Raw genomic sequence first — 20,493 nt, forward strand, 5'->3', positions numbered from 1 at the left:
GATTCGCCGTCAGGGCGGATCGCAGTGCTCTGGCCGGCAGGTAACACCACCGACATGCCGCCTGACCGGCATGGATGAGGTATCCGGCAAGCGCAATATCAGGCTCGGAAGGAACCCCAGCCGACGCACGGCTGGGGTTCCTCGAGGTGGTGGGTGTCGGTCTGCAGGTGGAGTCGTCCGCGCCGTCAGCACATTGTCTACGCGGCGTCGGCGGGCCTCACAGCATCGCGATCACCGTGTTATCAGGCGGGTCAGCGCTGCAGGGTGAGCAGGCCCGGGCGGTACGGCAGCTTCTCGTAGGGGGTGCTGCTTGGTGTGTTGGGGTCCAGGCCCTGGTAGAGGAACTGCAGGTTGCAGGGGTCGATGGTCATGGTCTGGTCGGGGTTGTTGCGGACCAGGTCACCGTGGCTGATGCTGTTGGTCCACGTGGCGCCGCTGTTGGCCTTGCCCGCGAAGGGGTTGCTCTCGGTGGCGGCCTGTGCGGTCCACGGACCGTTCAGGCTGGAGGCCGTGAACGAGCGGAAGAAGCGGTCCTCGTTCGCACCGCGGGCCTCCACGATCATGAGGTACTGGTTCTGTCCCTGGACCTTGTAGACCTGCGGCGCCTCGAACAGGTTCTTCACCGTGTCGGTCATGACCGTGGTGTACGAGGAGCCGAAGCTGCCCGGGAAGTTCCCTATCGGGATGGTCGACTTGAAGATGCTGCCGTTGTCGTTGGCGAAGAACAGGTACATGTTCTGGTCGTCGGCGATCAGGGTCGGGTCGATCGGGCCGCCGCTGGGGAGGCTGCCGGTGAACAGCGCCTGCGGCGCGGACCAGCCGTTGGGGTTGGTGGGGTCGCTGGACGTGCGGTAGGTGAAGGCCCAGTTGGTACCCCACCCCAGTGAGGCCAGCACCCAGATGTTCTTGGGTGCGAAGTAGAACAGCTGGGGCGCCACCGCGGACGAGTTCATCGCGGTCTGGGTGGCCGTGGACATGTCCGACCAGTTCGTGAAGGGGGCGAAACCCATCGAGTGCCAGTTGCCGTCGGAGTACGTGGCGTAGACCAGGTGCTTGCCGTTGTACGTCGTGGTGGTGAAGTCCTTCAGCGAGAGCCACCCGTTGGCCGGCTGCGCGAGCGGACCGGTCGAGGTCCAGCGGTACGTCGACGGAAGAGCACACGAGTTGGTCGTCCCCGACAGGCCGGTCCACTTCTGGTTGCTGCTGCCGGTGCAGTTCCACAGCTGCACCGCCGTGCCGTTGGCCGTGGCGCCGCCCGACACGTCCAGGCACAGCCCGGACTCCACGGCGACGATGGTCCCGTCTGAGTTCACCCGCCACTGCTGGTTGGTACCGCCGTTGCAGGACCAGATCACCGGCCGGGTCCCGGCCGTGGTGGCGTGGCCCGGAACATCCAGGCACTTATTGCCGTACACGGTCAGCTGGTTGCTGTCCGTCAGCGTCCACTGCTGGTTGGGCCCGCCCGTGCAGTCCCAGATCTGCACGTTGGTGCCGTCGGTCTGGCTGGCGCCCGACACGTCGAGGCATCGGCTGGAGGCAACGCCTCGCACGGAGCTGGTGGTGGCCGCCTGGGCCGGGCCGGCGACGAGCATCGCGCCCAGGAAAGCCAGGGCCGAGACCGTGGCAGCGAACACCACGGACAGAGGTTTGCAGCGGGAAGTGCGTCTGTGCATGGGGACCTCGTCATCATTGAGCGAGCGGTTCTGGCGTCCTCGGCGGAAGCTGTGCGACTGCCGATGCAATGCGGCTCTCGTGCGTTCGGTATATCGGACGCAGGTCGGGGTATCGATCAAGCTGAGATGATGGGAGAACCCGCGATCGGCGTCAATACTTCTCACACGGTTCGCGCACCTGAACATTCGCCGGGCTAATGCGGTAGAGGGATCACACCTCCGCGCTCCCCAAGGGCGTACACCCCGGGCGTTCGGTCAGGCATCGATGTGGCGCGCGGGTATGGACCTTCCTGAGCAACCATGCGCAACGAGTGCCGCCCGCCGACGCGAGCTTCCCCGTCCGCCGCGTCTGCCCCACCCAGACGGTGACCGGAAGCGCGGGAACCCGCTCCGGGCTGGGCTCGGACGCGGCGGCGAGCGTACCGATGGCCCCCTGCACCAGTACAGTCGGCGCACTGAAGGAGCAGAGGAGTCTCGGTGCGCAAGAGAGACAGCAACGCTGATGGCCGCGGTCAGCGGGCCGTGGCCATCAGGTGGATACAAGTCGTGCTGTTCGGACTCGTTGTCCTGCTGGTCGGGTTCCGTGTCTGGGAGCGGGAGCACGGCGGTGGTTCGAGTTCGACCGTGTTCGGGCTGATGGCCGCATCGGCGCTGTCCATCGGCGTGCTGGAACGCTGTCGGGCAAACGCCGCCAAACGATCTCGGTGACTCACCTTCCAGCCTGTTCAGGCCGCTACTGACAGGGGTCGGCCACCCCAGCGGACGGCTTTCTCGCTGCGGATGCGGGCGCGTTCACGTCGTTCGGCGGCGAGGACGTCGCGGTGGCGGGCGTTGACGTTGCGCCGGCGCAGGTAGGTGTGCAGGGCTCGGGTCTGCACGGTGTGGTCGGGGTGGTGGGAGTTGGCGATGGTGAACTGCCGAAGCGGTCCGAAGTGGGCCTCGATCGGGCTCGCCCAGGATGCATAGGTCGGGGTGAAGCACAGCCTGACCTTGTTCTTCTTCGCTCAGGGGCAGATGTCGGCGCCCTCGTGGGCGGACAGGTTGTCCAGGATCACGTAAATCAGGACGCCCCGTCCGGGCGGGCGGCATGGATCGACTGCGGCAGTTGACGCCCCCAGAGTGTCTTCCCCGACCGAGTAGCAGCCATGGAAGTAGCGCACTCCATGGGTGCGGTGACAGGTGGCGGGCAGCCGGTCGGGACGTCCCTGTTCGGCCCAGGACGAGCCCGCGGTGGGACGGATGCCGAGCGGGCCGAACTCGTCGAAGGCGAAGACCGGTCCGGGAAGCGATCCAGGCCCTCCTCGATCCGGTCCAGTTTGGCGTCACGCTCGGGGTCCGGGGATTCCTTCCAGGTCTTGGTGCACTGGAAGACGATGCCGCGGCGGGCGAGCAGGCCGTGTAATGGTTCGCGGCTGATGCAGATGATCCGGCCGTGGACTTTGCGCAGGTAGGCGACCAGCTTGCGCAGCGCATCATCGCGCGCCGATAGGCACCGAACTGGTGCTGCCACGGCGCACGATCTGCTGCGGCTTCTGCCCCTCCTGATCGGTCAGTCTGCGCACACGGACAGGCTCGGCCACCGCGCCTCCAGCGGTCGGATCGGCCGTCACCGCACCTCCAACCGCCACGACCACCAATGAGCAGTCTGCATCGTGAAAGGTGCAGGTCGGGCGGGCTGGTGTGCGCGGGGTCGGGGGTGCTCGGGCTGGTCGGCGGCGGGTGTCCATGGTGAAGATCGTCTGACCCGTCGGCCAGGAGGGTTCTCTGGTTCTGCTGCGCCTGCGTGAGCGGGCCGCCTACGATCCGTCCCCGTGTCGATACGCCGGGGATCGTGGGGAGGGTGTGGGATCGTCCGATCTGGAGCGGATCACGGCTCGCCGTAGCGAACTGGACGCGCTCGCCGAGGAGTTGGCCAAGCGGCTTCAGGAGGTCGAGGCCGAGCGGGAGGAGCTGGGGATCGCTGAGCGGGTCCTGCTCCGCCTGGCCGAACAGGACCGGGCGGATACGGAGGCCGCTGGGGCGGGTATCCGGCCGACGTATTCCATGGGTTCAGTGGCTGTCGGAGTTCTTCACCGCATCAAGTACAGGGCGGTACGGCCCTTTCGGCGCCGTACCGCCCTTCCGTGATGGGTCAGACGGCGGGTTCGGCGGCCGGCGCGGCCGCGGTTGCCTCCGCCTGTGCCGCGGCGGCCCGGCCGGGCAGGGTGAGCACGGCCAGGAATCCGGCGACCGCCACGGCGGCGAAGAAGTAGAAGCCCCAGGGGTGGCCGATGCCTGCCGCCACGAGGGCACCGGTGATCGACGGGCCGACGATGGAGCCGATACGGCCGATGCCCGAGGCCGAGCCGAGGGCTGTGCTGCGGACCGAGGCCGGATAGAAGTTCGTCACGTACGCGTAGATCAGCACCTGGGCGGAGAAGACGAACACGCCGGTGAGGAAGACGACGGTGTCGAGGAGCAGGTTGCTGTGCATCCTGATGCTGAGGCAGGCAAGCATGGCCACCGATATCGCGAACCAGCCGAGCGCAGTGGGCTTGATGCCGCGCCGGTCGGCCACGAAGCCGCCCAGCACCAGGCCGGCGACCCCGCCGACGTTGAGGATGAGCAGTTGGGCGACCGCCGTGGGGATGGGGTAGCCGGCCTCGTTCATGAGCTTGGGCAGCCAGGTGTTGAGGCCGTAGACCAGGAGCAGGCCCATGAAGGATGCGACCCAGATGCCGATGCCGGCGCGGAGGTAGGCGGGCTTGAGGAGTTCGCTGAATGCGACGCGCTGAGAGGCGGGCGCTTCCTTGGCGCGGACGAACGCCTCCGACTCCGGCAGGCGGAACCACTGGATGACCGCGATGACGAGGCCGGCGATGCCGAGGACGTAGAAGAGGACCTGCCAGTTGTCGGTGACCTGCAGGGCCAGCAGGGACGTGATCACGGCACCGGTGTGGTAGCCGGTCATGGTCAGGGTGCTGGCGCGCGCTCGGCGTGCTGCGGGCATGTGCTCGGCCATCATGGTCAGCGACGCCGGCATGCAGGCGCCGAGACCGATACCGGCGACGAGCCTGAGCGCGGCGAACGTCGCGACGGAGGTGGCCTGGGGCAACAGGAGGGTGAAGACGGAGAACTCCACCACCGAGCCGATGAGCAGCAGGCGTCGTCCGAAGCGGTCGGCGAGCGGGCCGACCAGGACGGCGCCGATGGCGACGCCTACGAGTGAAAGCGTGGCGACCGTGGTGGCGTCCGCGGCTGTCATGCCCAGGTGATGGGTCTTGAGCAGGGTGGGGATGATGGCGCCGAGGACGACGAGGTCGTACCCCTCGAGCATGACGGTGATCCAGCACAGGACCACGGTCCAGACGTTGCGGTCGGACGTGCCTGTTCTCGAGGCGGCGTCGGTGGTGTTCGGTGAGGTGATGGGTGTCATGGCTGCGTTCCCTTTGTAGCGGCTACGGGGACGGGATGGGGACGGGGGACGGGGGAGCGGGGATCAGAACGGGTAGTCGGCGATGTCCGGGCGGACGGTGACCCACTGGACCTCGGTGAAGGCCTCGACGTTGGCGGCGGCTCCACCGAAGCGGGAGCCCGTGCCGGAGGCCTTGACGCCGCCGAACGGGGCGTTGGGCTCGTCGGCGACGGTCTGCTCGTTGATGTGGATCTTGCCGGAGTCGATCTGGTCGGCGAGCTTCATCGCCGTACCGACGTCGCCGAGGATGCCGACGGACAGGCCGTACTCGCAGTCGTTGACGATCCGGGCGGCTTCCTCGAGCGTGGAGAAGCCGATGACGGGTGCGACGGGGCCGAAGATCTCCTCGCGCCATGCCCGCATGTCGGTGGTGAGGCCGGTCAGGACGGTGGCCGGGTAGCAGGCGCCGTCGATCTCGCCGCCCGCGGCCAGCGTCGCGCCCGCAGCGACGCTGTCGGTGACGATGCCGTGCACCCGCTCCAGCTGCCGCCGGTCGATGATCGGGCCGAGCGCCACGTCCTCGCGGGCGGGGTCCCCGACGGGCAGCGCCCGGGCCTTCGCGGCCAGCGCGGCGCTGTACTCGTCGAGCAGCGACTCGTGCACGATGTGGCGGCCGGTGGTCATGCAGATCTGCCCCTGATGCAGATACGAGCCGAACGCACCGGCGGAGGCCGCCTTCTGCACGTCCGCGCCCGGCAGCACCACCAGCGCGTTGTTCCCGCCGAGTTCGAGGTGGGCGCGCTTGAGCAGGCGGCCCGCCTGCTCACCGATCGCGCGGCCGACCGGAGTGGAGCCGGTGAAGGAGATGACCCGTACCTCGGGTGCTTCGACGACCGCCTGGCCGACCGTGCTGTCGCCCGGCAGCAGGTGCAGCAGTCCGGAGGGCAGCCCGGCCTCCTCGAAGATCCGGGCGATGACCACGCCGCCGCTCACCGCTGTACGCGGATCGGGCTTGAGCAGGACCGCGTTGCCGAGCGCCAGGGCGGGTGCCACCGAACGCAGGCCGAGGGCGAGCGGGAAGTTGAACGGCGCGATCACGCTCACGACCCCGGCGGGGCGGCGCCGGGCGAGCGACCAGCGAACCTCCTCGGAGGTCAGTACTTCTCCCTGAGGGTGCGTGGGCAGTGCCGCGCACTCGAATGACTCGCCGATCGCCAGCTGCACCTCGAACGCCGCCTTGGCGCGTACCGAGCCCGCCTCGCGTATCAGCCAGTCCTCGATCTCGGCTGCGTGCTCGGTGAACAGCTCGCCCGCGCGGCGCAGTACGGCCGCCCGCTGCTGCGGGGGAGTTGCCGCCCAGGAGCGCTGCGCCTCGGCGGCCCGGGTGGCGGCGCGGCGCACGTCCTCGGGCGTGGCCAGGCCGGCGGTGCCGAGCTGCGCGCCGGTCGCCGGCTCGGTGACCTGGTGCTCGCGGGTGGCGTCCTGCCAGCCGTCGCTGAGGAATTTCTTGCTCCAGACGTCGTTGTCCAGCAGTGTCATCGCTCTTCCTTCCGTTACGTGAGGGTTACCTGAGGGGGATGGCTTCTGTGAGGTGTGTTCGTGGGGTGGGCATCGTGGTCAGGACGGTGTCGTGAGTGCTGTGTCGACCTGTACGAGCCGGGGTCCGTCCGGGCGTCGGGACAGCACCGCCCGTAGTTCGTCCACGCTCTCGACGTGCTGGGCGGGCACGCCGTAGCCCTCCGCAATGCGGGTGAAGTCCAGGCCCGGGATGTCCATGCCCGGTGCGTCCGGGACACCCAGCAGGCCGCTGAACCAGCGCAGCGCGCCGTAGGTTCCGTTGCGCAGCAGCACCACGGTCACGGGCAGGCGGTGCTGGGCGGCCGTCCACAGGGCGGTGATGCCGTAGTTGGCCGAGCCGTCCCCGATCACGCCGACGACCGGCCGGCCGGGCTGGGCCATGGCGACCCCGACGGCGCCGGGCAGGCCGAAGCCGAGTCCGCCGGCTGCCGGGAAGTAGTAGGAGCCGGGGCGCCGCAGGTCCATCTGGCGCCACCACGAGGAGTTCGTCGAGGTCGACTCCACCACGTACGCCGTGTCGTCGGGCAGTTCGTCCCTCAGGGAGGCGAAGACCTCCTCGGGATGCAGCCGCGTCCCCTGCCCGGTGGCCGGCGCGGGGACGGGCCGGTAGTCGCCCGCCGGCTCCGTCGCCGCGTCGAGCTCCTTGAGCAGCAGGTCGATGACGGCGGCCGGGTCGGCGACCAGAGCCTCGCCCATCGGCGCGCGGGCGGCGGCGGAGGCGTCCTCGGTGACCTGGATCAGCCGGGTGCCCTCGGGCAGATACCGGCCGGGCAGGTACTCGTGGTAGCGGAAGACCGGGGCTCCGAGCACCAGTACGAGGTCATGACTCTCGAAAGATCGGGAGATGGGGTCGATCCCCGCCGGCAGTACCCCGCGGAACTGCGGGTGGCGGTTGGGGAAGGGCAGCCGGAACAGCGACGGCGCCGCCCACACCGCAGCGCCGAGCCGCTCCGCGAGCCGCACCGCGTCGTCGAAGAGACCGGCGGAGTCGATGTCACCGCCCAGCACCAGCGCGGGCCTGCGCGCGGCGGTCACCGCATCGGCCAGCCGGCGTCCCTGCTCCGTGCCGGGCACTGCGGCGCGGTGCACCTGCCGGTCCAGCACGGCCGATGCGTTCTCGTCCGCGTCCACCGCCCAGTCGTCGTAGGGGACGGAGAGGTAGGTGGGCCGGCGCTGCAACCGCGCCTCGAAGACGGCCTGGGCGAGGGCCCGGGGCACGTCCTGGGCGCAGGCCGGTTCGGCGGCCCAGCCGACGAGCGGCTTCATCAGCGACGGGGCGTCGACGTTGGCGAGGTTGGCCTCCGGTCCGATGGCCGGCCGCACCTGCTGGCCGGCCACGACGACCAGCGCAGTGCGCGAGGCCACGGCGTTGGTGAGCGCGCCCATCGCGTTGCCGGAGCCGGACGCGGCATGCAGGTTGACGAGCACCGGACGCCCCGTGGCCTGTGCGTAGCCGTCCGCCATGCCCACCACGGCGCCCTCGTGCAGGCCCAGCACGTACCGGAAGCCGTCTGGCAGGTCGGCGAGGAAGGGCAGCTCGTTGGAGCCGGGATTCCCGAAGACGGTGGTGAGCTCCTGCCGTTGGAGGAACTCATGGCAGACACTGCGCACGGAGGGCACGGACGTTCCTTTCACAGCGACGTCGAAGTGACGCAGGCCACGCTAGGCGCCGCACTACATTCGGACTAATAAATGTTGGCCGGATGCGATATAGACTCGCTCGATATGAGCAGCTTCGATCTCAACCTCGCCCGCGTCTTCGTGCTGCTCTACGAGACCGGCAGCGTCACGGCGACGGCGGAGACGCTGCACGTCACCCAGCCCACGGTGAGCTACAGCCTGGCCAAGTTGCGCCGGCACTTCGACGACGAGCTCTTCCGGCGCACCGGCCGCGGCCTGACCCCGACCGCCGGCGCTCAGCGCCTCTACGAGCCTTTGCAGCGCGCGCTGGCCGGCATGGACGCCGTGATCCGCCAGGACGACGACTTCGACCTGACCGCCATGTCAGGGCGTTTCACCATCGCCCTCTCCGACCTGGGCCAGGCCACCCTGCTGCCCCGGCTGGCCGCAGCGGCCCGCGAGCGGGCTCCCGGTGTGTCCTTCACCGTCCGCCCGCTGGACGTGGACGCCGCCGAGAGCCAGCTGCGCCGCGGTGAAATCGACGCCTTCGTCGCCACCCCCGTCCTCACGTCCCACCGCACCGTCCGCATCCCGCTCTTCCACGAGCGTTACGTCGGTATGGTCGCCGCCGACCACCCCCGCATTCGCGGCGCCTCCGTCACGCTGGCGGACCTCGCCGCCGAGCACCACGCGACGGTGTACGGCCCCCACGGCCACGTCCTGCCCCGCTTGCTCCTCGCCACCCACGGCCTCCTGGAGCGCGTCACCGTCGACGCCACACGCTTCACGGTGCTGCCCTACCTGCTGGAACACACCGACCTCTTCGCGATCGTCCCCGAATACGTCGGCGAGGTGTTCATCGCCTCCCACCGCCTGCGCCTCGTGAGTCTCCCGTTCGACACGGAACCGATCGAAGTGGCGCTCTACGCCCGGCACGAGGCATCACGCAGCCCGTCCCAGCGGTGGCTGGTGCAGTTCATGGCTGACGTCCTGGGGGAGCTGGTCAGCCCTGCACAGCTGCCGCCGAGTGCGGGCTGAGCGGCCGGCCGGGCTCTCGCCGTGCGCAAAACGCGCCGGTAGTGCCTTGCAGGGCGGCCTGGTCGGCGGCGGAACTGCTGGTGATGGCCAGTAAGCTGCGGCGGTGCGCGCAGTCGAGCTGCTGTTGAACCAGTCGGCCTCGGATCCGTGCGGACCTTGCGGGGCGGCAGACGGCCCCAGCTCCTCACCCACCCCCTTGACCTGCACCGGGCCGCCAGCGGCCCGCACGATCGCCAGGATCCGGCGGTAGTCGGCGGGCAGCGCGGCCTCGTCGCCCGGCTCACCCCGGTGCGGGATCAGCAGCACCGCACGCCCCGCCACCTGCGCTTTCACCGGAACCGCCGCCCCAGCGGCCTCCGTATCGGCCCGGTCCTGTTCGGCCAGGCGGAGCAGGACCCGCTCAGCGATCGCCAGCTCCTCCCGCTCGGCCTCGACCTCCTGAAGCCGCTTGGCCAACTCCTCGGCGAGCGCGTCCAGTTCGCTACGGCGAGCCGTGATCCGCTCCAGATCGGACGATCCCACACCCTCCCCACGATCCCCGGCGTATCGACACGGGGACGGATCGTAGGCGGCCCGCTCACACAGGCGCAGCAGAACCAGAGAACCCTCCCGACCGACCGTCAGACGATCTTCACCATGGACACCCGCCCCCGACCAGCCCGAGCACCCCCGACCCCGCGCACACCAGCCCGCCCGACCTGCACCTTTCACGATGCACACTGCTCAATCCGGCGAACCTACGCGGTCACAGCACTGGCTGACGAATCGTTGGGTACGTCTTCTTGCGCCCCCACCGAGCCGGGTGACCGTCGTCATGGCTACCCGCGGGGGTGAGGAGGGTGCGGTCGGCGGTCAGGCCCTGCGTGGTGGGTCGTGCAAGGCCGGAACTGGAAAAGATTTTCCGTTGACGAGTCCGTTACGTGCCAGGCATCCGGGTGCAATACACAGGCCGTTGTCTGACGCCTCAACCATCCGGTGCGATGCCGGAGGCATACGTCGGAGTCGGCACCAAGGAGCACCACATGACGGCGACGGACAGCGCGGACGCGGACAGAACTGCCACCCCGCCGGGGTATTCCCCGCGTCTCTACAACGAGGATCTCGCCCCGGCCACCGAGCGCAAGTGGGGCGCCTTCAGCATCTTCAACGTCTGGACCTCGGACGTACACAGTCTGTACGGCTACTTCCTGGCCGCCAGTCTGTTCCTCGTCGCGGGCAACACCTTCAAGTTCCTCATCGGTATCGCCGTGGGCTCGCTGGTCATCTACTGGCTGATGACCCTCATGGGCAGGGCCGGCGTCAAGACAGGTGTCCCCTACCCCGTCCTCGCCCGCGCCTCGTTCGGCACCTTCGGCGCCAACGTCCCGGCGCTCGCCCGGGCCGTGGTGGCCACCTTCTGGTACGGCGCCCAGACCAGCGCGGCGGCCGGCGCCATCGTGGCCTTCCTCATCCGCTACGACGGCCCCAGGCACCTGCACGAGACCACTCATCTCTTCGACCACAGCGGCCTCGAAGTGCTGTGCTACCTCGGCGTCTGGGCCGCCCAGCTGCTCATCATCAGCAAGGGCATGGAGACGGTGCGCCGCTTCCAGGACTTCGCCGGACCCGCGGTCTGGCTGATGATGCTGGTGCTGGCCATCGCGCTGTCCGTGAAGGCCGGCACGCTGTCCTTCTCGGTCGACATGCCGGCCAAGGAGCTGGGCGCGCTCGCCAAGAGCGCCACCGGACTCGACGTCAGCCCCGGCTCGTTCGCCGCGATCGCCGCGATAGCCGCCACCTGGGTCACCTACTTCGCGGCCCTGTTCCTCAACTTCGGTGACTTCGCCCGCTTCACCCCCGACGTGAAGACCCTGAAGAAGGGCAACGTCTGGGGCCTGCCCGTCAACCTGATCCTCTTCTCCCTCGTCGCGGCGATCACCACGGCCTCCGCCAGCAAGGTGTACGGGGAGGTCATCCTCGAACCGGCCAAGATATCCGCCAAGTTCGACAGCGCGGCCCTCGTCCTGCTCGCCGCCCTGACCTTCGCCGTCGCCACGCTGGGCATCAATGTCGTCGCCAACTTCGTCAGCCCCGCCTTCGACTTCGCCAACGTGGCACCGAAGTACGTGACCTTCCGACGCGGCGGCCTCATCGCCGCCCTCATCGCGCTGCTGCTCTACCCGCTGCACCCCTGGGACAACGCCCCCAGCTTCGTCAACGCCATCGGCTCGACGATGGGCCCGCTCTTCGGCGTGCTCGTCGTCGACTACTACCTCATCAGGAAGACCCAGCTGAACGTGCCCGCGCTCTACCAGGAGGACGGGGAGTTCCGCTTCCAGGGCGGCTGGAACGTCCGGGCGCTCGTGGCCGCCGCGGTGGGCTCGGTCTTCTCCAGCATCCTGCCCGTCTACGGCCCGTCCGGATACGGGGACAACCTGGGCCCGTACTCCTGGTTCATCGGCGTCGCCGTCGCCGGGGTGGTCTACCTCGCCCTCAGCAGGGGCAGGAGCCCACTCACCGCCCCAACCGCCGACGCTCCGGCCGTGCACGGGCAGGCGGACGCCGCCACCGCGTCGTAGACAACGCGGGCAGAACACATCATGTGGCGAGGCGCGACCGGTGCGGCACACTGGTTGCGCCTCGCCGCCTTCCTCGTCCGCAGCATGTTCTGCAGGACCTGCATGAAGAGCTGTGCGCCAGAGTCGCCGATGACGAACGGGTTGTCGGCGCTGTCCTACGCGGCGCGCAGCTCCCCCATACGCGCCAGGCCCTGATCGCAGAATCCGTGGTTGCTGAGTTCGACGTCCCCCGGGCCCGCTTCATCATCGGCTCGCTGGGCACCCGCCGGACCAGGCTCTTGGCCTTCTGGTGCAGGCCGTCGGCACCGGCTTCATGGTCTTCCTGCCCGCGGACAGCAACATCCCGCTGCTGCTGGTGTCACCTCCGGCGCGATGGGCTGCGGCCACGTCATGGCCGTCGTCGCCTTCATCGCCGCCCTCACCTCCGGCCTGCGCACCAACCAGCAGGGCGTGGCCGGCGCGCTCTCGCAGACGCCTCAGTTCGTCGGGGCCATCGGCGTGCCCGGACCGGCCGCCATCCTCACCGCCCGCTCCGCCGCACTCGCCTCCACCACCACGGCGAAGCTCGCCACCCTCGGCGGACTGCACGCCGCAACACTCACCGCCGGAATCGTCTGCGTCGGAGCCCTGCTCGTCGCACTCACCCTGCTGCGCCGCGCGGCCCCCGCTCCGGAACCCGCGCCCGCGGCCTGAACCCGCTCGGCGGTGCCCCACTTTGTGAAGATCCCTGCTCGGGAATGAGGGCGGTTACGTGTCGAGCAATTCCGCGGCGAAGACGTCTTCGATCCTCCACTGCCGGCTGGTCAGGCCCTGCTGGTGGTGATAGCGCAGACAGGTGTCGAGGGCGGCGCGGTTGGCCGCGATGCCGTAGGGCCACCAGTCCTCGGGGAACTCTTCGCCGTTGCGATCCACCAGGGCGTTCATCCACGGAATCATGGTCTGGACCTGATAGAGCCTGCGGCTTTCGCGGTAGCGTTCGGCAGCGGCGTCCTTCGCCCGGGAGAAGGCACGGTAGACGCTGTGCGCGAGTCCGGGATGGTCCCGTAGAAGTTCCCGCCGGATGACGATGGTGTGCATGATCGGGAAGATGCCGGTACGTCGGTAGTAGTCGCGTTCCAGCGGCTCGAAGTCGGGGAACAGCCGGGTGACGTTCACCGATCCGTCGAGCATGCACTGCGGGACGTTCGCCGAGAACAGCGCGTCGATCTCACCTGCGTCGAGCATCGCGCTCAGTGTCTTTCCCTCGGGTGCGACGCGCACGTCGACGTCGGCCGGGTGCGGATGGGGGATGAAGTCGAAGGGCGGCGCGGGGTGTTCGAGGCCGCCGATCACCCAGCGGCTCTCCTCGGGTTTGAATCCGTACTCGTCCATCAGGATCCCTTTGGCCCACACACCGGAGTCCTGCCCGTAGACGCCGAACTCGCCGATGGTCCTGCCTGCGAGGTCGCTCGGTTTTGTGATCCCGCTGTGGGTGTTGACGAAGATGCACGAGTGACGGAACACGCGGTTCGGGAAGACCGGCAACGCCACGAACGGCAGTCCGGTCTCCCGCAATCGCAGGTAGAACGTGAGACCGAGTTCAGCCACGTCGAACTCGTTTCCGCGGATCAGCCGGTCGAAAAGCTCCGGCAGGGTCGCCGCGGTTTTCATCCTGATGTCGATGCCGTCGGTGCTTTCGGTCCCATCGAACAGCGCCCGCGTCGTGTCGTACGGGAAGCACCCGACTGTGAGGGCAGGGGCGGCCATGAAAACTCCTCCTCGTCGGCTCTGCTGCTTCCATCGTTGGCCGTCGCGCTGTCGGGTGTCCAAGACCCGTTGGGAACGCCCGATACCGCACGGGTATCGTGCTTGAGGTGGACCTGCGCTCGCTCCGGTACTTCATCGCCGTCGCCGAGGAGTGCCATATCGGCCGGGCCGCGCAACGCCTGCACATGACGCAGCCGCCACTGAGCCGCGCGATCCGGCACCTCGAGGACGAACTCGGCGTCCTCCTGTTCGAACGCACCCCCAAGGGCGTCACCCTCACGCCCGCCGGAGAGGTTCTCTACGACGAAACGGGGGCCTTGTTGGCCCGAGCCGACCGGATCCGCCGGCGAGTGACCGCTGCGGCGGGTACGGCACCCCTCACCGTCGGAACCCTGGCGGACGCGGCCGAACACGTCGGCGGCCGACTGGTCTCACTGTTCCGGGCCCGCCATCCGCACGTCCACGTCACCCTCCACGAATCCGACCTCGGCGACCCGACAGCCGGACTCCGCGCCGGGCTGGTCGACGTGGCCATCACCCGAACTCCCTTCGACGACACCGGCATCGGCACGTACGTCCTGCGCTCGGTACCCGTCGGCGTAGTGATGCGGGATGACGATCCACTCGCCGGCCATGCCTCGGTCTCGTCGACCGACCTCATCGGCCGCCGGTGGGTGCGGCTGCCGGATGGCGCCGATCCCGTGTGGACGGCGTACTGGACCGGCAGTGGAGACAACGGCAACAACGCGTCGCCGGTCATGCGAACGATCCAGGAGTGCCTCCAAGCGGTGCTGTGGAACGGCACATCGGCTCTCGCTCCCGTCGATCAGCCGTTGCCCGCCGGCCTGGTCGTCGTCCCGCTGAGCGACCGCCCGCCCAGTGATCTCGTGGTGGCCTGGCCAAGGACGGCATGCAGCCCACTGGTACGTGGCTTCATCCAAGTCGCAGAGCACTGTCGGCACGTCTGAAAAAGGCACCGGTGCTCCTGGACCCAGCTCCTCACCACAGCTCGGGGCCACCAACACTTGAGAGGCTGCTGCCACCTCCCGCGTGCTGATCTGAGACCTCCAGCTCCATCCACTGAGGGCGGCATGCGTGGTCAGGAAGGCCACCGGCGTCAAGCCGAACTGGTAGGCCTGCAGCCGCCGCACCCACCTCTCCCCCACCGCCGCGCCCCACCGGCTCCGACGGCCGGCCTGAGGTGATGCCTCACCAACCGTCCGGGCACCCAACGGGGGTGGGCGCCCGGACTTCGGCGCATGACGCAGCTTCCGAACCGGATGGGGCTCCTCCGAAGGAAGCATTCAGGTGCGGCAAGGCTGCCCGGGGATTCCTCGCACGGTCTGCCTCCACCATGCGTCAGCCCAGACGTTCCGCTCTTCACCCGGGGCCTGCCGGACTGTGCTCCCTCTCGACACGTTGTGTGACTTCTACGGCTTGGCTGACGAGGTGATCGGCGACCCGACCGGGGCTGCGGAGCACGGCGCCCCTGTGTACTCGGGCAGCTCGATGCCGTTGATCGCATGCCCGACCAGCTCGGTGAACCATTCGCCGGCGAAATCGGGGAGCGGCTCGGCGTCTGGCCCGGGGACATCGCGGCTGCGGGCGTTCAATCGGCCGATCTCCTGGTTGGCCTCGGCGAACGAGCGCAGCCGCGCCTCGTAGCGGGTGAACCCGGTGTCGGGGTCCCATTCGGCTGCAGCCAGCTCTCCGGCCAACACATAGGCGCCGACCAGTGCCAGCCCGGTGCCCTGCCCGGACATCGGCGACGAGCTGAACGCCGCGTCCCCGAGCAGCCCCACCCGTCCGCTCGACCAGCGGTCCATCACTACCTGGGCGACCTGGTCGAGGTAGAAGTCCGGGGTGTCGTCCAGGTGCGCGAGGATGTCGGGGACCAGCCAGCCCAGGCCCGCCATCCGCTCACGCAACAGGCGCTTCTGGGCCGCGACGTCACGGTAGTCGACGTCGAAGTCAGCCGAGGCGCAGTAGAACATGGCCATTGCCCGGGTGGCGTCCTGGATGGGGCGCAGGAGGGCGGAGCGCCCGGAGTCCTGGTCCTGGTACTCGAGCAGCCAGCGGTCCAGCCCGAACTCATTGGGCACGCTGTAGAAGGCCAGCACGTGCCCGAGGTGGCGCAGGAAACGCTCGTGCGGCCCGAAGACCATCGCCCGCAGCTCCGAGTGCAGTCCGTCGGCCCCGACCACGAGGTCGAAGCGCCGCCGGTCGCGGCCCGCGAAGACCACGTCGACCCCGTCCGCGTCCTGGGCGAGGTCGGCGATTCGGTCGCCGAAGATGTACTCGACCCCGTCGCGGGTGTCGTCGTAGAGCACCTGGGACAGGTCCCCGCGCAGGATCTCGATGTCCGCGATGAACCCGTCGCCACCGTGGTCGTCCGCGCGGAAGGTCTCCAGCACCTGCCCGTCCGCGTCCACGGTGTAGGCACCGGCGGTGTCGGTGCACACCGCGCGGACCGCCGCGTCCAGCCCCATGCGCCGGATGACCTCCTTGGCGACTCCGCGCGCGTCCACCGCCTGCCCGCCGGGACGCAGCTCGGGAGCCCGCTCCACCACGGTCACCTCGGCCGCCCACCGGCGCAGCCAGTGGGCCAGCGCGGGTCCCGCGATGCTCGCCCCCGCCACCAACACCCTGGGACCGCTCACCCGTGTCCTCTCCTCGCCGGTCCGGACGGTGTGCTGCTGCTCGGAGTCGTCGACACTCATCACTGCCTCCATGTGCTTCCTCCCGCGCTGGAACGTTCCCAGCACAGGCCCGCCGCTGTCGGTGGATCCAGGGGTATCGACTGCGGGTCCGCGCCCAACTCATCGGCACGGCCGAAATCGGGGCTCTCACGCACTGAGCTTCTTCGAGCTGGCGCAGGGTGCGGTTCGTGCGCCAGTACACGGTGACCAGCGGGGCCCGGTCCTCCAGCGGCAGGCTTCAGGGGCGGCCCTTGTAGACCGGGGCCACTCCTTCAGCCGCAACGGAGTGATCAACTTGCCGAACTGACGTGCACTCAGCCCGCTGAACGGCGCCATCCAGAAGGGCTCCGGCGCCGTGATCACACCAGCCACAGCAAGATCTTGTCTCACCGAGGTGTGATGAGATCCCCATCCGCCCGTCGCCGGCCGGGCCACATATCGCCATACGCGGCCTCCATGTACTCGACCTGAGCAAGCCACACATCATCGACGAGGCGCCCGAGCTCGGCCGTGGTGCCGCCGGCGTCCGAGCGTGTGGGCGCCACCTTCTCCACCTGCAACGCAATCCTGACGAACTTCAGTACTGCATCCTTGAGTTCTGCCCTGTGAGCGGCTGATTCCTGAACTTCGAGCTGTCGAGTGCTGGCACGCGAGACCAGGTACTGACCAAACAGCGACCCGCCCGCGCCGAGCGCAATCCCTGCGAGAGACAACAGCGCCGGCCCCATGATTCCCCAAGATCCCATAGGTGGAGTCTTTCAACATTGATCCACCCTCGAGGAGTGCCCGCCTGGGCTGGAAGCACTGTCTCGGCCAGGAGAGGCATGATCCGGGGTTCGACTGCACGGTCCTGAGCGAATTCCGTGACCGGGTGGCCCAAGGCGGCCGGACGGACCGGCTGTTGGCGCTGGTCGTGGATCGGCTCGTCGAGGCGGGGCTGGTCAGGCGACGGGCCGGCTCGGCCAGGAGACCGAGCGAGGGCAGCACCGTTACGCGATCCGCGCCGGTTGTCGAGGCCAGCCTCTCGAAGAACATCCGGCCCAGGGGCTGCGACGTTCCCGCTACCGCGGCCTGGCCCGCATCCACGTCCGACACGTCCTCGCCGCGATGGCCTGCAACGTCGCCCGCGTCGCCGACCAGATCGACACTGCACCCAGAACACGACGCCGGGCCGATGCGGGTCGGTCTGCGAGGCGGGGGCCGAGGCCCGTAACTGGAAGATGTCGACGTGTTCGAAGGGGTCGGCGGAGGTGGGTTTGATCAAGGTCGCGCGTCCATCACGTCCCGCGGCTCGGGCGATCCGGCCGATCGCAAACCCCGGCGTGTCAATGGGACATATTGCGATTGTTCATATTAACGTCCTATCACTGTACGAAGTCGGTCCATTACGGATCGCACTGACCTCACTCCATCGGAGATGACATGCACAAGCTTCTCAAGGCTGCCGTCCTGACGGTCGCCCTCGGCAGTGTTGGACTCCTGAGCGCCGGCACCGCCACCGCCACCGGGAACGACGGTCACGGCGGCGGCAACGTCCTGCAGAGCTCCCACTGCAAGTCGCACGACCTGAACGTCGATGTCCTCGGCCAGGTCGGCGTCCTCAACGGCGCGCTGGGCAACGCGCTCGGCGGCGAGGGCAACTCGGGCGGTCAGAACTCCCACATCGGCTCGTCCATGGGCTGCGACAACAGCGCCTTCTAGGCCCTGTCGTAGAACGAGGGGCCGCTGTGCCCTGTTGTGCAGGTCGGCATGCCGTCCGCATGTCGACGAGGGCTGATCGATGTGAGTCGCCGGCGGGTGCAGACCAGCGCCCCATGGCGAGACCAACCGGTGGAGCACGGGCCGTGCAGACGGCCTGTGGGTTGTTCCGCTGATGGCAGCGCGCCAGTCTGGCGAGCCGTGCTGACCAGGCCGCAGGCCAGGGCCGATGACACCGAGACGCCTCCAGAACCAGTTCAGGGACCTTGTCCGCTTTCGCGGATCAGGTCCCTGAACTGGTTTGTCTCTGTCGGGGGTATCGGGGTCTTGTCGACTCAGTGGGCCGGGGCACTCGCTGGGCGGGGCCCACCTGCTGGGCCGCCCGCTGAGTCGAGACGGAGCGCCGCGTTCAGCGGCCGCTGCAAGCCGGCCACCTGCAGGCGAAACCTGCGCCCCGCCAACCGGCACACCGCCTCATGCCGAAGGGATGCGAAACTCGAATTCGGGACGGTCCCACGGTACGGCGGGCGGGTTCGCGAACACGGTCCCGGTCCGCACCGCACCGACGCGGTGGTAGAAGCCCTCGGCGGGAAGATGCGACACGACCTTGAGACGGTCGAGCCCGGCGGCACGGGCCTCGGACTCCATGTGCGCAACGAGCAGTCGTCCAATACCCCGCCCCTGCACGTCGTCTGCGACGAACAGCAGGTCGAGCTCCGGCGGAGCGAGAACGAGCGAGTAGAACCCAAGCACCCGCCCTCCGTACTCGTCGGCACTGACGGCCACGAAAGCGCGGTGAGCCTCGATGTAATCAGGGCCGACCCGGTAGCCCGCGACCGCGGCTGCGTACTTACCCTCGTAGGCGCCTGAACCACGCACGAGCCGTGTGAGCCGTTTGGCATCCCGCGCGACGGCCCTCCGTATCGTGATCGGCTGGCTGACCGGGGAAGTGCGAGAACTCATCCGGAGAGTATTTCGCACCCGGAAGCGCCTTCCCGCGGCGGGTCGGCTGCTCGCAGGCGCTCTGCCACCGCTCCGGGAAACCGCCCGCACGGGCCCCGATCGGCGGCGTCCTGGCCACCCCGACCGGTCGGTGAACCCTTTCCAACCTGATCAGTGATCCTGCCCCGTACTGCTCGCATCGAGGGGCAGGCACCTTCAAAAACGCAACGGATGCCAGGCGTCAAGTTGCTTCGGCATTCCGAGGTGGTCGTTCTCATCCGGTTGGGTGCGCCTATCCCTCAAGCCAGGCCATGAAGCGCATGCGCTCTTCGCCGCACCGGCCGCTGCCGGAGGTATGGGAGCTGTTTGGGGTGAAGGTGGAGCCATACGGTCCGGAGGTAAGCGTGCAATCTTCCCGTACGGGCTGCAGAGCGTAGTAGCCGAACGCGGCCAGTCCCACGACCAGCAGAATGGTCAGCAAAGAGCGGCGGGCTTTCGGGGAAGGCATGCCGGGATTCTATGGCGCGTCACATGCATGGGGCGCCCTGAGGGCGCGCCGCCGGGAGCTCGGCACCCGCTGGCGGCGACTGAGTGCCGGCCGACGGGGCCTGCTCAGACCGGCACCGGATCCTACGTCTCGCCATCACCGAGGCCTGGGCCGCAGCGCGCCAAGCGCCTCCGGGAATCGCTTGGCCCGTGCCCGCCGGAGAGATCATCATGTGGGAATGTCTGAGAACTCATCCCCTGTGGCGCTGACTGTGGTGGGACTTGCCCACTACACGAGGGCGGACCAGGAGGAAATCCTTGGCGACAGCGATGACCCTTTCGGTGTCGCCTGGACAGGCCTGACCTGGCTGCCGAAAGAAGATCACTTCGGTATCAGACACGACGGCCGGCTTGTGGCACACGCCGGCCTGCTGCGAGTGCCTGTCGCGATCGGCGACACCGAGACAGAGGTGGTGGGCGTCGGCGGAGTCGCCGTCGCACCCGACATGCAAGGTCAGGGCCTGGCTCGACTCGTCGTCACAGCTGCCCTGGAGCACGCCCGCACGATGGGTCCTCAGCACGCACTCCTGTTCTGCCTACCTCCCCTCATGCCGCTCTACCAGCACCTCGGATGGCACCCCCTCGACACCGACGTACTCGTCGAACAACCCGAAGGCCGACTGGCGACCATGCCGCTGCGGACCATGGTGACGCCCCTGCGCGACGACGTCCGCTGGCCCTCAGGGCCAGTGCGGCTGTTCTCGCTCCCCATGTGACGGGCCTCTGATGGGGTCGCCGACGGCGACTGCGCCCTCGCGCGCGGGCTTGACCTGCATCCCGGCGGCCCCGGGTGCATCACGCGGGTCGCCACGGCCGGCGACAGCACCCGAGGATGCGTACCAACGCGGCAGCGCGGGCGTCACGGCCGTCATAGACGGCAGGTTCCAAGAGTTCGGCCCGGCGGCAGGCGGCGGGCACGGGCACCCCGTAAGCGCCAAAAGGGGGATCGGCCGCGCACGCGATCTCCACGCCCCGTGACCCGCGCGACAGAAGTAACCGAT

General features: G+C 68.7%; 17 protein-coding genes and 2 pseudogenes. 8 read left to right on the plus strand and 11 right to left on the minus strand.

Features of this window, described 5'->3' with window-relative positions; translation table 11 throughout:
• Positions 1-251 precede the first annotated feature (251 nt).
• A complete protein-coding gene (locus ACFY1E_RS26120) occupies positions 252-1,673 on the minus strand; it encodes a non-reducing end alpha-L-arabinofuranosidase family hydrolase (protein ID WP_389079897.1) in 1,422 nt (473 codons plus the stop codon).
• Positions 1,674-2,150: 477 nt separating this feature from the next.
• Here ACFY1E_RS26120 and ACFY1E_RS26125 point away from each other — a divergent pair, with 477 nt between their 5' ends.
• Positions 2,151-2,381 (plus strand): hypothetical protein, encoded by a 231-nt coding sequence (locus tag ACFY1E_RS26125; protein ID WP_389079898.1) that lies wholly within the window; start codon positions 2,151-2,153, stop codon positions 2,379-2,381.
• 17 nt (positions 2,382-2,398) lie between these two features.
• On the opposite strand, the pseudogene ACFY1E_RS26130 reads toward ACFY1E_RS26125, so the two are convergent.
• Positions 2,399-3,253, minus strand: a pseudogene (locus ACFY1E_RS26130) (transposase).
• Between the two features lie 262 nt (positions 3,254-3,515).
• Here ACFY1E_RS26130 and ACFY1E_RS26135 point away from each other — a divergent pair.
• Complete coding sequence (locus ACFY1E_RS26135) at positions 3,516-3,800, plus strand: hypothetical protein (RefSeq protein ID WP_389079900.1); 285 nt, start codon at positions 3,516-3,518, stop codon at positions 3,798-3,800.
• A 4-nt stretch (positions 3,801-3,804) separates the two neighbouring features.
• Here ACFY1E_RS26135 and ACFY1E_RS26140 read toward each other — a convergent pair whose 3' ends face one another.
• The 3 genes from ACFY1E_RS26140 to mdlC form a co-directional block, all read right to left on the minus strand.
• Positions 3,805-5,088 (minus strand): MFS transporter, encoded by a 1,284-nt coding sequence (locus ACFY1E_RS26140; protein ID WP_389079901.1) that lies wholly within the window; start codon positions 5,086-5,088, stop codon positions 3,805-3,807.
• A gap of 63 nt (positions 5,089-5,151) precedes the next feature.
• A complete protein-coding gene (locus ACFY1E_RS26145; protein WP_389079902.1) occupies positions 5,152-6,606 on the minus strand; it encodes a benzaldehyde dehydrogenase in 1,455 nt (484 codons plus the stop codon).
• Positions 6,607-6,684: 78 nt separating this feature from the next.
• Positions 6,685-8,265: a benzoylformate decarboxylase gene (mdlC, locus tag ACFY1E_RS26150; protein WP_389079904.1), complete on the minus strand. Its 1,581-nt coding sequence runs from the start codon at positions 8,263-8,265 to the stop codon at positions 6,685-6,687.
• Between the two features lie 105 nt (positions 8,266-8,370).
• Here mdlC and ACFY1E_RS26155 point away from each other — a divergent pair, with 105 nt between their 5' ends.
• Positions 8,371-9,303, plus strand: a complete 933-nt coding sequence (locus ACFY1E_RS26155) for a LysR substrate-binding domain-containing protein (RefSeq protein WP_389079905.1) — start codon at positions 8,371-8,373, stop codon at positions 9,301-9,303.
• Here ACFY1E_RS26155 and ACFY1E_RS26160 read toward each other — a convergent pair.
• Positions 9,208-9,825: a hypothetical protein gene (locus tag ACFY1E_RS26160; protein ID WP_389079907.1), complete on the minus strand. Its 618-nt coding sequence runs from the start codon at positions 9,823-9,825 to the stop codon at positions 9,208-9,210. The two genes, ACFY1E_RS26155 and ACFY1E_RS26160, sit on opposite strands and share 96 nt — an antisense overlap.
• A 458-nt stretch (positions 9,826-10,283) precedes the next feature.
• On the opposite strand from ACFY1E_RS26160, the gene ACFY1E_RS26165 reads away from it, so the two are divergent.
• A complete protein-coding gene (locus ACFY1E_RS26165; RefSeq protein WP_389079908.1) occupies positions 10,284-11,861 on the plus strand; it encodes an NCS1 family nucleobase:cation symporter-1 in 1,578 nt (525 codons plus the stop codon).
• Between the two features lie 390 nt (positions 11,862-12,251).
• Entirely contained in the window at positions 12,252-12,554 is a 303-nt protein-coding gene (locus ACFY1E_RS26170) for a hypothetical protein (RefSeq protein WP_389079910.1), read from the plus strand.
• A 54-nt stretch (positions 12,555-12,608) separates the two neighbouring features.
• Here the strand turns inward: ACFY1E_RS26170 and ACFY1E_RS26175 are convergent, their stop codons facing one another.
• A complete protein-coding gene (locus tag ACFY1E_RS26175; RefSeq protein ID WP_389079911.1) occupies positions 12,609-13,607 on the minus strand; it encodes a 4,5-dihydroxyphthalate decarboxylase in 999 nt (332 codons plus the stop codon).
• 107 nt (positions 13,608-13,714) lie between these two features.
• On the opposite strand from ACFY1E_RS26175, the gene ACFY1E_RS26180 reads away from it, so the two are divergent.
• Positions 13,715-14,575 (plus strand): LysR family transcriptional regulator, encoded by an 861-nt coding sequence (locus ACFY1E_RS26180; RefSeq protein WP_389079913.1) that lies wholly within the window; start codon positions 13,715-13,717, stop codon positions 14,573-14,575.
• A gap of 462 nt (positions 14,576-15,037) precedes the next feature.
• Here the strand turns inward: ACFY1E_RS26180 and ACFY1E_RS26185 are convergent, their stop codons facing one another.
• The 3 genes and pseudogenes from ACFY1E_RS26185 to ACFY1E_RS26195 all read right to left on the minus strand — a co-directional run bounded on the left by ACFY1E_RS26185 (position 15,038) and on the right by ACFY1E_RS26195 (position 17,034).
• Positions 15,038-16,327, minus strand: coding sequence for an FAD-dependent monooxygenase (locus tag ACFY1E_RS26185; protein WP_389079914.1), 1,290 nt, complete (start codon positions 16,325-16,327; stop codon positions 15,038-15,040).
• Between the two features lie 145 nt (positions 16,328-16,472).
• A pseudogene (locus tag ACFY1E_RS26190) lies at positions 16,473-16,678 on the minus strand (IS5/IS1182 family transposase); the annotation flags it as partial.
• 14 nt (positions 16,679-16,692) lie between these two features.
• Positions 16,693-17,034: a hypothetical protein gene (locus tag ACFY1E_RS26195; RefSeq protein ID WP_389079916.1), complete on the minus strand. Its 342-nt coding sequence runs from the start codon at positions 17,032-17,034 to the stop codon at positions 16,693-16,695.
• 694 nt (positions 17,035-17,728) lie between these two features.
• On the opposite strand from ACFY1E_RS26195, the gene ACFY1E_RS26200 reads away from it, so the two are divergent.
• A complete protein-coding gene (locus ACFY1E_RS26200; RefSeq protein WP_389079917.1) occupies positions 17,729-18,007 on the plus strand; it encodes a hypothetical protein in 279 nt (92 codons plus the stop codon).
• Positions 18,008-18,478: 471 nt separating this feature from the next.
• Here ACFY1E_RS26200 and ACFY1E_RS26205 read toward each other — a convergent pair whose 3' ends face one another.
• Entirely contained in the window at positions 18,479-18,967 is a 489-nt protein-coding gene (locus ACFY1E_RS26205; protein WP_389079919.1) for a GNAT family N-acetyltransferase, read from the minus strand.
• A 704-nt stretch (positions 18,968-19,671) separates the two neighbouring features.
• Here ACFY1E_RS26205 and ACFY1E_RS26210 point away from each other — a divergent pair.
• On the plus strand, positions 19,672-20,208 hold the full coding sequence (locus ACFY1E_RS26210; RefSeq protein ID WP_389079920.1) for a GNAT family N-acetyltransferase: 537 nt from the start codon (positions 19,672-19,674) through the stop codon (positions 20,206-20,208).
• Positions 20,209-20,493: the final 285 nt, after the last annotated feature.

Source organism: Streptomyces sp. NPDC001604 (assembly GCF_042893475.1).
Classification (GTDB): Bacteria; Actinomycetota; Actinomycetes; order Streptomycetales; family Streptomycetaceae; genus Streptomyces.

Excerpts from the sequence above, each read along its gene's own strand:
- ACFY1E_RS26120 (WP_389079897.1), bottom strand. The coding sequence starts at position 1,673 with ATGCACAGACGCACTTCCCGCTGCAAACCTCTGTCCGTGGTGTTCGCT.
- ACFY1E_RS26140 (WP_389079901.1), bottom strand. The coding sequence starts at position 5,088 with ATGACACCCATCACCTCACCGAACACCACCGACGCCGCCTCGAGAACA.
- ACFY1E_RS26145 (WP_389079902.1), bottom strand. The coding sequence starts at position 6,606 with ATGACACTGCTGGACAACGACGTCTGGAGCAAGAAATTCCTCAGCGAC.
- ACFY1E_RS26155 (WP_389079905.1), top strand. The coding sequence starts at position 8,371 with ATGAGCAGCTTCGATCTCAACCTCGCCCGCGTCTTCGTGCTGCTCTAC.
- ACFY1E_RS26165 (WP_389079908.1), top strand. The coding sequence starts at position 10,284 with ATGCCGGAGGCATACGTCGGAGTCGGCACCAAGGAGCACCACATGACG.
- ACFY1E_RS26170 (WP_389079910.1), top strand. The coding sequence starts at position 12,252 with ATGGCCGTCGTCGCCTTCATCGCCGCCCTCACCTCCGGCCTGCGCACC.
- ACFY1E_RS26175 (WP_389079911.1), bottom strand. The coding sequence starts at position 13,607 with ATGGCCGCCCCTGCCCTCACAGTCGGGTGCTTCCCGTACGACACGACG.
- ACFY1E_RS26185 (WP_389079914.1), bottom strand. The coding sequence starts at position 16,327 with ATGAGTGTCGACGACTCCGAGCAGCAGCACACCGTCCGGACCGGCGAG.
- ACFY1E_RS26195 (WP_389079916.1), bottom strand. The coding sequence starts at position 17,034 with ATGGGGCCGGCGCTGTTGTCTCTCGCAGGGATTGCGCTCGGCGCGGGC.
- ACFY1E_RS26200 (WP_389079917.1), top strand. The coding sequence starts at position 17,729 with ATGCACAAGCTTCTCAAGGCTGCCGTCCTGACGGTCGCCCTCGGCAGT.
- ACFY1E_RS26205 (WP_389079919.1), bottom strand. The coding sequence starts at position 18,967 with ATGAGTTCTCGCACTTCCCCGGTCAGCCAGCCGATCACGATACGGAGG.
- ACFY1E_RS26210 (WP_389079920.1), top strand. The coding sequence starts at position 19,672 with ATGTCTGAGAACTCATCCCCTGTGGCGCTGACTGTGGTGGGACTTGCC.